The sequence below is a fragment of the Desulfovibrio sp. TomC genome, assembly GCF_000801335.2.
Classification (GTDB): Bacteria; Desulfobacterota; Desulfovibrionia; order Desulfovibrionales; family Desulfovibrionaceae; genus Solidesulfovibrio.
Genome location: NZ_JSEH01000007.1, coordinates 180,517 through 193,112 on the forward strand (window position 1 = coordinate 180,517; position 12,596 = coordinate 193,112).

Annotated in this window: 10 protein-coding genes and 1 tRNA gene; 10 read left to right on the forward strand and 1 reads right to left on the reverse strand. The window is 53.2% G+C overall.

Going from position 1 to position 12,596, the window contains the following annotated elements; all coding sequences use genetic code 11:
- The first annotated feature begins 1 nt into the window (after position 1).
- The 10 genes from NY78_RS08835 to NY78_RS23615 all read left to right on the forward strand — a co-directional run bounded on the left by NY78_RS08835 (position 2) and on the right by NY78_RS23615 (position 11,733).
- Positions 2 to 2,494, forward strand: coding sequence for a xanthine dehydrogenase family protein molybdopterin-binding subunit (locus NY78_RS08835; RefSeq protein WP_043634483.1), 2,493 nt, complete (start codon positions 2 to 4; stop codon positions 2,492 to 2,494).
- Positions 2,495 to 2,532: 38 nt separating this feature from the next.
- Positions 2,533 to 3,531 (forward strand): FAD binding domain-containing protein, encoded by a 999-nt coding sequence (locus NY78_RS08840; protein WP_043634486.1) that lies wholly within the window; start codon positions 2,533 to 2,535, stop codon positions 3,529 to 3,531.
- The gene (locus NY78_RS08845; RefSeq protein WP_043634489.1) at positions 3,528 to 4,349 is read left to right on the forward strand and encodes a cytochrome b/b6 domain-containing protein; all 822 of its coding nucleotides are present in this window, start codon (positions 3,528 to 3,530) and stop codon (positions 4,347 to 4,349) included. The genes NY78_RS08840 and NY78_RS08845 overlap by 4 nt, the downstream gene beginning before the upstream one ends.
- Before the next feature lie 22 nt (positions 4,350 to 4,371).
- Positions 4,372 to 4,818 carry a hypothetical protein gene (locus tag NY78_RS08850; protein ID WP_047960098.1) on the forward strand — a complete coding sequence of 149 codons (447 nt, stop codon included), beginning with the start codon at positions 4,372 to 4,374 and terminating at the stop codon, positions 4,816 to 4,818.
- A gap of 216 nt (positions 4,819 to 5,034) precedes the next feature.
- Positions 5,035 to 5,110 (forward strand) — tRNA-Thr (locus tag NY78_RS08855).
- 738 nt (positions 5,111 to 5,848) lie between these two features.
- Positions 5,849 to 7,492, forward strand: coding sequence for an McrB family protein (locus tag NY78_RS08860; RefSeq protein WP_043634492.1), 1,644 nt, complete (start codon positions 5,849 to 5,851; stop codon positions 7,490 to 7,492).
- A gap of 3 nt (positions 7,493 to 7,495) precedes the next feature.
- Complete coding sequence (locus NY78_RS08865; RefSeq protein WP_043634494.1) at positions 7,496 to 8,938, forward strand: 5-methylcytosine restriction system specificity protein McrC; 1,443 nt, start codon at positions 7,496 to 7,498, stop codon at positions 8,936 to 8,938.
- Between the two features lie 644 nt (positions 8,939 to 9,582).
- A complete protein-coding gene (locus NY78_RS23610) occupies positions 9,583 to 10,650 on the forward strand; it encodes a PD-(D/E)XK nuclease family protein (protein WP_043634496.1) in 1,068 nt (355 codons plus the stop codon).
- A gap of 14 nt (positions 10,651 to 10,664) precedes the next feature.
- Entirely contained in the window at positions 10,665 to 11,387 is a 723-nt protein-coding gene (locus NY78_RS24610; protein ID WP_156180896.1) for a hypothetical protein, read from the forward strand.
- A 55-nt stretch (positions 11,388 to 11,442) separates the two neighbouring features.
- The gene (locus NY78_RS23615) at positions 11,443 to 11,733 is read left to right on the forward strand and encodes a DUF6915 family protein (RefSeq protein WP_082139929.1); all 291 of its coding nucleotides are present in this window, start codon (positions 11,443 to 11,445) and stop codon (positions 11,731 to 11,733) included.
- Positions 11,734 to 11,834: 101 nt separating this feature from the next.
- Here NY78_RS23615 and NY78_RS08875 read toward each other — a convergent pair whose 3' ends face one another.
- Positions 11,835 to 12,188, reverse strand: a complete 354-nt coding sequence (locus NY78_RS08875) for a DUF3024 domain-containing protein (protein WP_043634497.1) — start codon at positions 12,186 to 12,188, stop codon at positions 11,835 to 11,837.
- Positions 12,189 to 12,596: the final 408 nt, after the last annotated feature.

Sequence of the window (12,596 nt, forward strand, 5' to 3'; positions counted from 1 at the left end):
CATGCCGCCAAACGACGCGCTTTTCACGCCGAAACTGACCGGGCGCGACTACACCACGCCCGATTTGCGGGCCAAGCTCACTGGCGCGGCCCGCTACGCCGAGGACTTCCGGACCGAGGGCATGCTCGTATGCAAGCTTCTGTCCAGTCCCATGCCCCACGCCAGGGTGACGCGCCTGGACACGCGCGCCGCCCTGGCCATGCCCGGGGTGCGGGCCATCCTCACGGCCGACGATCTGCCGCCCCCGGCCGACTCCGTGTCCGACAGCGGCGCGGTCATCAAAGCCAGCCCCTGGGCCGAACGCGGCCTGACCATGGAGCCGCTCTACCGGGGCGACCCCATCCTGGCCGTGGCCGCCGTTGACGAGGCTTCCGCCGTTGCCGCCCTTGAGGCCGTCGACATCGCCTTTGAACCGCTGCCGTTTGTCATCGACCCCCTGGACAGCCTGCGTCCGGGCGGCCCCAACGCCCGCACTGACGGCAATGTCTGGCTGCCGCCGGCCAAGGCCGGCGACCAGGCGACCGTAGGCGAACTCAAGTGGACGGCCGCTGATTTTGCTGCCGCCGGCCCGGACCGGCTTCCCCTGGGCAAGGCGACCGGCGAGTGGGCCTACGGCGACCTTGAGGCCGGGTTCAAACAGGCCGAACTGGTCCTGGACGAGACCTTTGTCACCCCCAACGTCAGCCACCAAGCCCTGGAGACCCGCTCCGCCCTGGCATGGTGGGAAAACGGCAAGCTCTTTCTCACCGCCGGCACCCAGAGCACCATCCAGACCGTGCCGGCCATCGCCCGCTGGCTGGGCATGGACGCAGGCGACATCGTCTTTATCAGCGAATACACCGGCGGCGGTTTCGGCGGCAAAATCACGGCCTCGGTGGCCGTGGTCATCCCGGCCCTCCTGGCCAAGAAAGCCAAGGCCCCGGTCATGCTGCGGATCAGCCGCGAAGACGAGCAGGCCATCGGCCGGGCCAGGCCGAGCTGCATCGGCCGGATGCGGGCAGGCTTTTCCAAGGAAGGACGCCTGCTGGCGCTGGACGTTTTTGTGGTCCAGGACAACGGCCCTTATGAGCAGCAACACGACTATGCCCTGGTCGGACGCATGGCCTCCCTGCTCTATCAGCCCCAGGCCATGCGCTGGCGCGGGGCGCCCGTCCTGACCAATACGCCGACCCGCTCGGCCCAGACCTCCCCGGGCGGCCTGCAAGCCCAGGCCTTCATGGGACCGGTGCTGGCCAAGGCTGCCCGCCTCCTGAACCTCGATCCCCTGGCCGTGTGCCGCCTCAATTCGCCCGAGGGCGCGGCCCCGGTCGGACCGCCCAAACCCGACGGCAGCCTGAATGCCGCCACCAGCGCCTTTGTCAAACAGGCCCTGGACCAGGGCGCGCGGACGTTTGGCTGGGAAGCGCGCCGGGCCAGGCCGGCCTTGGCCACGGGACCGATCCGGCGGGGCATCGGCGTGGCCACGGGCTGTTTCGTGGCCGGCACCATTGGTTTCGACGGCCTCTTTATCATAACCCTGGAAGGGAAGCTTCGCATCCACTGCGGCGTGGGCAACCTGGGCACGGAGTCGTTTAGCGACGTGCAGCGGGTGCTGGCCGACGCCATGGGCGTGCCCTGGGAGTCGTGCGAAATCGTCTGGGGCAATACGGGCCAACAGCTCGCCTGGAGCTGCGTGTCCGGCGGCAGTCAGACCATCCACGCCATGTCCCGGGCCGCCCTGGCGGCCAGTATCGACGCCAAACGAAAACTTCGGGAGATCGCCGCTGTCACCCTGGGCGGCCAGGCGGACGACTACCAAGTGGGAGGACTGCGGGTCTTTCGGGCCGATACAGGCCAGGGTCTCAGTTTCGCCGAGGCGGCCAAACAGGCCATCGCCCTGGGCGGGGTCTACGACGGCCACACCTGCCCGGACGACGTCCACAAGCTGACCAAGGCCTCGGTGGCCGCCCTGGCCGGCCAAGGGCTGGTGGCCGTGGCCCGCGACGCCTTCGGGCGCGACGGCCAGACCTACTCCTATGTGGCCGCCTTTGCCGAGGTGGAGGTCGACGTCGAAACCGGCATGTACCGGATCACGAATTTCCACGCCGAGGCCGACGCCGGTCTGGTGGTTCATCCCCGGGCCTTTGCCGGTCAGCTGGTCGGCCGGTCCATGCTCGGCATCGGCCATGCCACCACCCAGAAATGGTTCTACGACAAGCACTACGGCCTGCCGGTGGCCACACGCTTCTACCAGACCCGGCCGCCGACCATCTTAAGCCTCCCGGACAAATTCACCTGGGGGTCCGTCGGCCTGCCCGATCCGCAAACCCCGATCGGAGCGCGCGGCATTGGCGAACCGCCGACCGGTGCGGCCTGCGCGGCAGTCTTGTGCGCCCTGGCCGACGCCCTGGGCGACGACCTGTTTTCCCGCGCCCCGGTCATGGCCGATGCCGTCCTAACCGCCCTCGAACCGGGAGCACGGCTCCGCCCGGGCGGCCTTTCGGCCAATGTCTGACCTTTGCGCCGCCGTTAAAACGGCGGCAGGAGAACGCTATGGCGATCATACGCGACGGCATGCCGCCCTTTGACCTCTACCAACCGACAAGCGTTGAGGACGCCCTGGCCCTGGCCGAGCGCCTCGGGGGCGACGCCTGGATGCTGGCCGGGGGACTCGACAGTCTGGAGCGGTTCAAGGACCGCCTCAAACGGCCCAAGGCGGTCATCGACCTCGGCCGCATCGCGGCCCTTCGGGGAGTCAGCCAGGACAACGGCGAGCTGGTTATCGGCCCCATGGCCACGCTGACGGCCATCGCCGGGCATCCGCTCATCCGGGCGCGCTTTGGCCTGCTGGCCGCTGCGGCCGGAGAAGTGGCCTCGCCGCAAATCCGCAACCAGGGAACCCTTGGCGGCAACATCTCCCAGGACACCCGCTGCTGGTATTATCGCGGCGGCTGGGACTGCTACCGGGCCGGCGGCAACATCTGCTACGCCGACACCCCGGAGGGCATGAACCGGGAACACGCCATCTTCGGGGCCAGCCGCTGCGCCGCCGTGTCGCCGTCGGACACCGCGCCGGCCCTCGTGGCCCTGGAGGCGAGACTGGTCGTCCAAAACGCCTCGGGCCGGCGCGAGATGGCGGCCGAGGACTATTTCGTCGGCCCGGATGACGATATTACCCGACTCAATGTACTTGGCCCCGGCGACCTGCTGACCGAAATTCGCATTCCGCAAACCTGGGCCGGGGCGCCCTTCTATTTCGAGAAAGTCCGCGACCGGCCGGTCTGGGATTTCCCGCTGGTCAACATCGCGGCGGTCCTGAGCCTTCGCGGAGACCGCATCGCCAGGGCTCGCTTTGTCCTGGGCGCGGTGGCGGCCCGTCCCTGGCGTCTGCCCCGGGTGGAGGCGGCCGTGGCCGGCCAGTCCCGAAGCGCTGCCGCGGCCGCCGCAACTCTTGCCGCCGAAGGAGCGGTCAGCCTGACCCACAACGGCTATAAGACGACCTTGGTCCGCACTCTGGTCAAACGCGCCATTAACGGCAAGGAGGCGTCATGAACCTTGTCGCCTGGGGAGCCTCGCCCTGGGGCCAGCCCGTCATCCTGCACGCTGCCTGGTACTTGCTTTGGGTTTCACTGGCTGCCGGCGCAGCCTTTGCCCTGGTCCACGCCCTATGGGTCCGCCTGCGCCGGCACGACGATGCCGGCCCGGCCATATCGCCCGAAGCGGCAGGGCGGTTCCCGGCCCGCATCGTGCGCCATTCCCTGCCGGCCCGGCTCTTTCACTGGACCATGGCCGCAGCCATGCTGACGCTTTTGGGTACGGCTTTCTTGCCCAAGCTCGGTATCCGGTTCGATTGGGTGGGTATACACACGCTGGCAGGGACGGTCCTTCTCGCGGCCATCCTCTTTCACATCGTGCACGCCGTGTGCTGCATGGATTTTCGCTCCATCTGGCCCGAGCCGTCGGATTTGGCCGAAATCAAGGGATTGGGCGGCACGGCCGGGCAGGACCGGTCGCCGGTCCGAACGGGCAAATATCCGCTCGGCAACAAACTCTACCATCTGGCCCTGGTGGTCCTGGGGCTGACCATGGCCGCCACCGGCCTTGTCCTGTTGTGGCGGGTGCGTACGCCTTTTCTCACCCGTGATCCGTACCGCTTTTTGAGCGACGGCGGCTGGGGCGTGGTCTACGCCCTGCACGGGCTGGCCGGCCTGTCCCTGGCGGCCCTGGTCATCATCCACATCTATTTCGCCCTGCGCCCCGAAAAGCGCCCGATCACCCGGTCCATGCTCACCGGGACCATGGACCGCGATTACTTCCTCGGCCACCACGACCCTGCCCGCTGGAGCGGCAGGCAGGATTCAACCCGATAACGCCTGCCGGAGACATGAAACCATGACGGAATTTGCCGATATTGCCAGGCGCTGCGACGCCATCGAGGAATGCTACGAGTTCATGCTGGCCTATGCGGCCCAGGGCCTCGCCGACGACCGGGACAGCCGCAGCGGGACACAGCTGCGGGAACTGCTGACCCGGGCCGTTAACGCGGCTTGCGGCCTGCCCGCAGCCTACGGTGCCGCGACGCAGGCCCTGGAACTCGCGCCCAGACAACGCTACCAGGACTTTCTCGATGTCCTTCGCGCGGATACGGCCAAGGCGCTGGCAGCCATGGAACTCGTGCTGGCCCAGCCGCGCATTTCCTCCCAGCTCATCGACAATCTCAACGCCTCTCTGCACGTGCGCACGCTCCTGACCGATGTCTTTCTGCTCGATGAGATCCTGGGCATACAGCAAGCCCTGCGGGGACCGGCGGCCAGCATTCCGGACCATCAGCCAGCCTAAACTGTTCAGGTGCGCCCGATAACAAAAATGCCCTTGCCGCTACCGGAATTATCGACCTGCCGGGTGTCGGCATCGAGGTGCAGTCCAGTCATTTCCGGCATTCCAGCATCCTGAGCTCACCCAGGAATCCATTCGTTCCGACATCTGATTTCCTGCATCCCTCCTGGAGATATTGACACACATGAATCAAGAGCGTACAGGAATCAACTCGCACGCGCCAGCATAGCTCAGTTGGTAGAGCAGCTGATTCGTAATCAGCAGGTCAAGAGTTCGAGTCTCTTTGCTGGCTCCATTATTTCAAGGGGTTAGGACCGATGGTCCTGGCCCCTTTTTCGTTTATCAGATGCCCCTGCCTGTTGGCTCCGTTGGCGGACCCGATTTGTCCGCTATCCCCCCTGTCCCCATTTTTTCACGAGTTTTGGCACTGCCGGAATATTATCCTACTATTTCAGTATTTTGAAATATTTTGAACGATTTTGAACGCCGATTTTTTGCGTTTCCCTGGTAATTTTAGTGTGTTGCGTCTAATCTGTGGGAAATTTGAAATTTTGAACGCTGTGGGGTTTCGGGCGGCCGGGGAGAAATGAACCGAGATACGCGGCGATGAGCCGGGTTGCATAAGGCGCAGACGTCTGCGCGTGTAGTCGAGGGGGCGTGGAAATGCGCATCTTTTTGGAAACATATATTCCATCTCTGCCTTAGGGATGGGTCCGCAAATTATGCCCGCTAAAATATTTTGTCAGAAACGCCGTAAAAAGAAATCTAAACCGCTTATTCACAATAGATCCACCCCATCTTCCAACTGACGACTGAATTTATTGACTAGTGTTGCGTTCGTGAAATAATATTGATATCGTATGTATGCACTTGACTCCGGTAGACTATCAACTTAAATGCCCAATGGAATGTTATTCACAAGTTAGGTCTCTACGCCACTGACCATGCGTGAAATCTATTAAACCATATCATTCGCCCCTTGACTGTTTTCCATAACAACAAAACAACTGAACAACATAGGAGATAAATCTAAATGAAAAGCAGACTGAAGAACCTTTACAAATATTTGATTGAAAACAGGAAGCACGAAGTAAAAGGCTGGCATGACGCCTATCGCGAGTTTTATGGTCAGGTCGAACAAATCCGTGAACGAATCAAATCAGGAGAAGGTTTGTCTCAAAGGGATGAGGCTTTCCTGAAGCAGCTCCTCTATGAAAAAAGTAACGGGATTGCTTCTCGCGGCCAGTCTGTTTTAAGCTACGAAAACTTCCAGTCATTCATCAAAGACAAGGATTTCTTATCCGCGCTGCAACAATTCATCCTGACTCCCAACAAAGCGTGCTTCAGAAAATTTGACGCCGCGTGGTCTGACCAAGGCAAGTCCAACAATCCAGTCCTTGTCAATCGTGTGGCGGCGGCCTGCACGCTCGAAGTTTCCACAACGGTCGATTCCGGTAAGTTCAATCAGGTCTTTAGCTGGCTTATACGTGAAGGAATTATCCGTGCATATCCTGCAGAAGAGGATCAAGACTGGTATTCAAAAAACACTTTTCTGCTGAAGATCATCAAAGATGAGTTCAACGATGAGCTTCTGGACGATAAAATGGATGTTTTTTATCTGAGTCAGTTTGTCTGGGTGCTCTATGAGAATCTTTCCAATCCATTCAGCCTAACAAAGCAAATCGTTAAATACGGTGCCCCTGGAACTGGAAAAACATACCAAGCTCGCCAGCAGACCTCTCTGCTGTTTGATATCTGGAAAGAGGAGTTTGCTCCGAACAGTAAACTCACACATTCAAGCCAGATTGAGCTGGTACAATTCCATCCTTCTTTCAGTTATGAAGACTTCATGGAAGGCTTACGCCCTGTTCTGGATGGTAATGGAACCGCGCAACTGACGTTACAGAATGGTGTTTTCAAGAAATTTTGCAGAAACGCCGGAAAGTGGGAAATTGATGTTTGCAGCCTTGGTCTCAATCGGGACTGGGAATCAATCACGCTCGATGAGCTTCGGCCCTATAGAGAAAAGTTATCAGGTGCTCATTGGAAATACATCTTCGAAATATCAGACTCGTCGAAGCTAGTATCCGAGGCTGTGCCACCATTCTTCTTTATAATCGATGAAGTAAACAGAGCCGAGTTGTCCCGGGTCTTTGGTGAACTGATGTATTGCCTGGAATATCGTGGCATCAAGGGCAGCGTCAAAACCCAGTATGCCAATTTGAATAATGATATTACCGGCATGCTTAAGACCGATCAGGGGTATCTATTCTTCATTCCAACAAACATTTATCTGATCGGAACGATGAACACCATTGACCGAAGCGTGGAAAGCTTTGATTTCGCTCTTCGACGCAGATTCCGCTGGGAAGAAGTGACGCCGGATACAGGGCTATTGAGATATCACCTAAACCAGTTCTGCAAAACCTGGTTACCTCTGGCAGACAATCTTGAACAACTGAACACCCAGATAGCCAAGGAACCATTGCTGGGCCATGATTATCAAATCGGTCATGCCTATTTGATGAACTTGAAGTATGCCACTAGCCTTACAGTCGCTGAGGCTAGAGAGCGTGTCTGGGATGATTGCCTCCGGCCTTTGCTGCAGGAATACCTACGCGGTACCGGCAAGGAGGCTGAACTCATCGGTTCTTTTGGAAAGGCATTCGGAGTTTAAATCGTGTGGTTGTTCGATATCATAAAGAACGGAAATCTGGTCGATAACCAGTCCTATTTGGTCAGTCAAGGAATCTTGACCAATAGGCGTTTGGGGGAACCGATTGCCCTCAGCACCAAATCAAAAGGCCAGTGGACCTATCCTCATAACGACGAGTCTGCTATTTGGCATTTTTTGAATTCGGTTTCTCGTAATGTCGAAAAAACGCTGAATGACAACATTGCCAATACCCTAATCCTCTTCAATGATGAAGAGTACGAACACAATACCGACGGTTGCTTTATTGGTGTAACCGGCACCGACGCCAAAAACTTCACTCTCAACACTGGCAATCTGGTTGGGTTTGTTAAGCGTGGCGATTATTCCCTGAAGATCAGCTCCCGGTTTGGTGATGCTTTCCTCCGGTACATAATTTCCGATGCAGACGGGTTTCTTGAGCTGGAAAATATTGGTGGTGAAAGTCGCGCCGATGGATATGAGTGGCTCCTTGCATATCTTTGGAATATCAAACTCAAGAGAGCTTACCGGCTGGGGTTGCCCAAAACCTACATGACAAAGAATGATCGGATTTCCCGTATGCGTGGAACAATCGATGTAATTGACTACTTCCGGAACAACACCTCTGGAAAATATTTGTGTTCCTACCGTGAACACAGCTACGACAGCCCCGCGACCTCACTTTTCATCAAAGCCTATGAGGCGGTTGAGCATTACTCCTTCTGTCAGCGTACAAGGAATGTCTACAATGCGTTTCTTGCCGCCAATCAGGGCGTGAAAAGATCCCGCCAGGAAATCTTGAGGACGCCGTATTTCACCAATCCCTTCTACAACGACTATAACGTGCTGATAGATTTGTCGAAGCAAGTTATCAGCCAACAAAGTTCTGATTTCGACTCCCAGCATGATTCGAGCGCCTTCTTTTTCGATATATCGATGCTTTTCGAATTTTTCATACGGAAACTCATCAAACGAGATGGGGCCCGGCTGCTTAGCAAGTTCGAGCAACGCTATGAAATACCGGTAGGTGCTCTCGGCAGTTACATGCGCAAACTTGAACCGGACCTTGTTTTTGAGAGTGATGGCGGCCTTTACGTCTTTGATGTGAAGTATAAAGCCTTTGATCCACAATTCGGGGTCAAGCGTGAAGATATTTTCCAACTGCACACATACATAGGTCAGTATGGGAATGAAGCCACTATAAACGGGTGTGGTTTTATTTACCCAATATCGGAAAAAAGATGGATAGCACTTAATCTGGATAGATCACAAGGGCTAATTTCAGATGCAATCCGGCAACAGGGCAAAGATATTCCATTTCATGTCCTTTTTTTAAAAGTTCCAGACAATACATCTTTTGATTTTAACAGGTTTATGAGCGAACAGTGTCGTATTTTTTTGGAGAATATACTTTTAATTACTCGGAGAAAAATGAAAGCTATGGCATAATTAGAGTAGGTTACATCTCTGCCCAGAAACAGAACATGGCTGCATAACCTATACTTGCCAGGGGTGAGTCAGGCCCAGCCCCAGGGCGAAGATGTCTTCTGTACGTATTCTAGCCCTCTGTGAGGGTCGCTACCCCTCGCCGGATGATAAGGTCAATTCCATTTCAAGCGTCGAAGAACCGCTAATTTACAGCAAATTTAGGATTTGACCGCGTGATAAGTAATCTTGTAAGATTTTAAAAAAGAGGTTATGCGTCCCCCTCAACAGCAGCAATTGATCGAATCTATTCTTGAAATTGTTATCCATAATTCTGGCGTCCTAGGGGACAGACAAGTTACTGGATTTTTATCAATGACTGGAAATGGTTGCTGCTCAGGGTCGATCCTGAAGCCCCACTGGAGCTGATCACGGATATCAGGGGGCGGCCCCTTCTCGTCGCACCATTGTAACAGAAGACTTTTCAGTCGGTGCTTTTCAAATTCGCCGATCAGCGCGTGGTTGAAGCGAGATTAAGGGGTTCCCTGTTAGGTGAATTGGAGATAAGTAGAGAGGAGGTTTTGACGATTCTGAATTTCCGAGTCTATCCCGTTAGAGCTCTGCGCTGTGCAATACACGAGGGTCCGAATAAAGACTTTAGGAATGATATGATTGATAATTTCTATAAGCTTTTGATGAAATTCGGCGCGGCACGGTGGAAAAGCAATGATCTAACAATTTTTGATGTTTCTGGTTACCCTCACTATGAAAATGTATGCAGCAATATACTTTCTCATTATTTAAATCCTTACAATGACCATGGACTTGACGACCTTGTCTTGTCATCACTACTAAGACTTGCGTGGAGTGGTTATATCAAGCCTCGAAGCATAGACATATCAAGGGAGTATTCAACTAGCACAAACAAACGGATAGACATTTTAATTCAGGCAGATAATTTTGTTGCGTGCATAGAAAACAAAATTTTTCATGAGTTGAATAACGATTTTGACGACTATCGCAGCACAACAGAGGCACTGTCACTCCCAGGCAACAAAACTCCCATAACCATTATCCTGACTTTAAAACCATTAAGTAATGCCAGTATTTTTGGTTTTGTTAATATAACATATACAAGTCTCTGGAAAGAGGTCCGCGCAAAAATTGGATCTTACTCAACTGCTCGTCATACAAAGTGGAATATATATTTGTATGATTTTATGTCTGCAACAGAATCCTTAGCAGGAGGTTCTATGGATTTAACGGAAGAAGATCGATTTTTTATAGAAAATGATGAAATTGCGGAACAGTTCGCTGAGGCAAGGAAGACTTTTTTGAACAAGCTCACAAAGCAGCTATCACTGTTTAGAGATATTATTAATAGCTCGAACAACCAACCTCTTGCAGCTTTTAAGCAATGGATATATCAGTCAAACTGTTTAGTTCACGACTGTATTGTACATGGAATGAATATTTCTCTTGATTTGTATGTGTCGCCCAAGGGGTGGGAGTTGCAATTGTTCGGAAGGGACAATCCTGCCGTTAGTTATCTGGCTGGTCTTGTCAACAACTTAGATCCCATAATGCATATGACAACTGACAATAGATTTGTTTTGAAAAAATGGGAACTCGGAACCGATCATGACACTATTAAAGCCGAATTATTGGAATGGATGACATGGCTTATTGATTCTGACAGTGCTTCGTCTAATCAAGCGGCTATTTCTGTTAAATAAAAAAAGAGACTGACATGTCAATTACGAATACGATACTAGCTGAGATCAAAGTAGAGATTGACAAACTTGAAACTTCAGATTTAGGCATTGTCTATTTGCAGAAGCTTTCGGACGGCGGAAAATTTGCAGAACTACTCCACCAACCTGTAGACGTAACTGAAGAACCTGTCCTTGCAAGCGATATTTTTCTCGGCTCGTATACGAATATGCACAGTCCTGGCATAATTTCATTGTACAAGACGAATATTAAAGATTTTTTTTGGGAACTAGTTCGCAGATGCCTGACTCTTGGAGTGTCCTATATAACAAAGGAAGATTTGCAACGGATTTCAAACTTTGTTGTTTTTAAAACATATTACCATGAGATTTTCCATTTCAATTGTGACGTCCAGTGCCATCTATGGGGATACCGCCGTGATCACTTGAGAGAGGAAGCTTTGGCTGTCGCTTACTCAAGGCTGCGAATTTATGACTTAAGAAACAACGCCAACTCTACTATTGGCAGAACAAATGGCGTCCTGTTTAATACCGCCTTCAAAGAAGCGTATCGGTACACCTCCCCAGGATATAGAGATTGGGTTTCTTTTCCAGACTGGATTACTTTGCGTCAAGAAATATTAGAATATTTTTGCCCTGCTGGTGCCAGCATGTTGCGGTCAAATGGCATTGATGTTGAAGGCATGCTTCTTGGTATGTTTATTGACGACCATGGATTTTTAGAACGATTATGTCCATAAGGTCTTCTAGTCAAAAAGGATGCTCGCCAACAAATGACTCTGCGCAGGTAATGGCATGCCAACAATTGAAGAACATTGCAAAGAATCACTCCTTTTGTTTGGCAAAAATTTTGCGCGTGTCCACAGTTGGCTAGACGAATTCGCGGGAAAACATCCTTACGGCATGCGGCATAGAAAACTTAGACACCACGAAGCTGGAATCCAAGAAGTAATCGTATTGTTTGGCATTGAAGCTGGACCAGTCGCAAGACAACATATCGAAAGTGATTTACGTGAAGAAGGCTGGAAGCCAAATGATCCTTTCCCCAAGAATGAAAAAGATTATATTCGAATTGGCTTCTTCTGAAATAATATATTTCGCTCGCCAAAGTCTACGTCTACAAGAAATCGTGGGACATGTCTTCGACCTTTCAATTTAAGCGGTTGTAAAAAATATAATTTCAACGTTTATCCAAAGAAACAATGAAACTCATCTTCTTTGACAACTTTCAAAAAATCTTCAATCGTCTTCACATTCGGGCATGGGTCATACTTGGTCCAATTGCCTGTCCCGCGCATCCAGTAGACTTTCCAGGTCTTGGAAGTCTTCACATAGGCTGCTTTGGCAAGCTTGCTTTCAATTTTCCGGCTGGCGTCCATAAAATAGGGGCGGATTTCGAATAGCTCCACGGTTTGCTGTTCGGGGTCGATTCTGAAGCCCCACTGAAGCTGATCACGGATATTGGCCGGCGGCCCCTTCTCGTCGCAGAATTTCTTCAGGATGCTTTTCAGTCGGTGTTCTTCAAATTCGCTGATGGCCATTGGGTCCTCGAGGGTGATTAACTGCCCGCCTGAGATGATTTCTTTTGCCGGCAAAGAGCTTGATCTGCAAGATATCTTCTAAGCATGAACCCCATTTTCGTTATTCAGATGACCCTACTCCTTGGCATCGTTGGCGGACCCGATTTATCCGCAATCCCAAATCCCCCTGTCATCCGGTCCACCCCACCCGTTTTGTCCCCCAAGTTTTTTCTGGCCGAGCGAGTAGCTATGTTTTTATCTGTATTTTCAGTGTGTTGAAAATTTTGAACGAATTTGAACGCGGGATTCGCGTGGATCTTCTGCGATTTAGGGTGGATGCGTCGAATGCGTCGAAATTTGAAATTTGGGGATGCCGGGGCGGGTTGGGCCGAGCGGGCGAAATGAGCCGGGAAATGAGGGCGGGGCGAG

Bases quoted from the DNA above. Each gene is read 5' to 3' on its own strand.
- NY78_RS08835 (WP_043634483.1), top strand. From the start codon at position 2: ATGCCGCCAAACGACGCGCTTTTCACGCCGAAACTGACCGGGCGCGAC.
- NY78_RS08840 (WP_043634486.1), top strand. From the start codon at position 2,533: ATGGCGATCATACGCGACGGCATGCCGCCCTTTGACCTCTACCAACCG.
- NY78_RS08845 (WP_043634489.1), top strand. From the start codon at position 3,528: ATGAACCTTGTCGCCTGGGGAGCCTCGCCCTGGGGCCAGCCCGTCATC.
- NY78_RS08850 (WP_047960098.1), top strand. From the start codon at position 4,372: ATGACGGAATTTGCCGATATTGCCAGGCGCTGCGACGCCATCGAGGAA.
- NY78_RS08860 (WP_043634492.1), top strand. From the start codon at position 5,849: ATGAAAAGCAGACTGAAGAACCTTTACAAATATTTGATTGAAAACAGG.
- NY78_RS23610 (WP_043634496.1), top strand. From the start codon at position 9,583: ATGATTGATAATTTCTATAAGCTTTTGATGAAATTCGGCGCGGCACGG.
- NY78_RS24610 (WP_156180896.1), top strand. From the start codon at position 10,665: ATGTCAATTACGAATACGATACTAGCTGAGATCAAAGTAGAGATTGAC.
- NY78_RS23615 (WP_082139929.1), top strand. From the start codon at position 11,443: ATGCCAACAATTGAAGAACATTGCAAAGAATCACTCCTTTTGTTTGGC.
- NY78_RS08875 (WP_043634497.1), bottom strand. From the start codon at position 12,188: ATGGCCATCAGCGAATTTGAAGAACACCGACTGAAAAGCATCCTGAAG.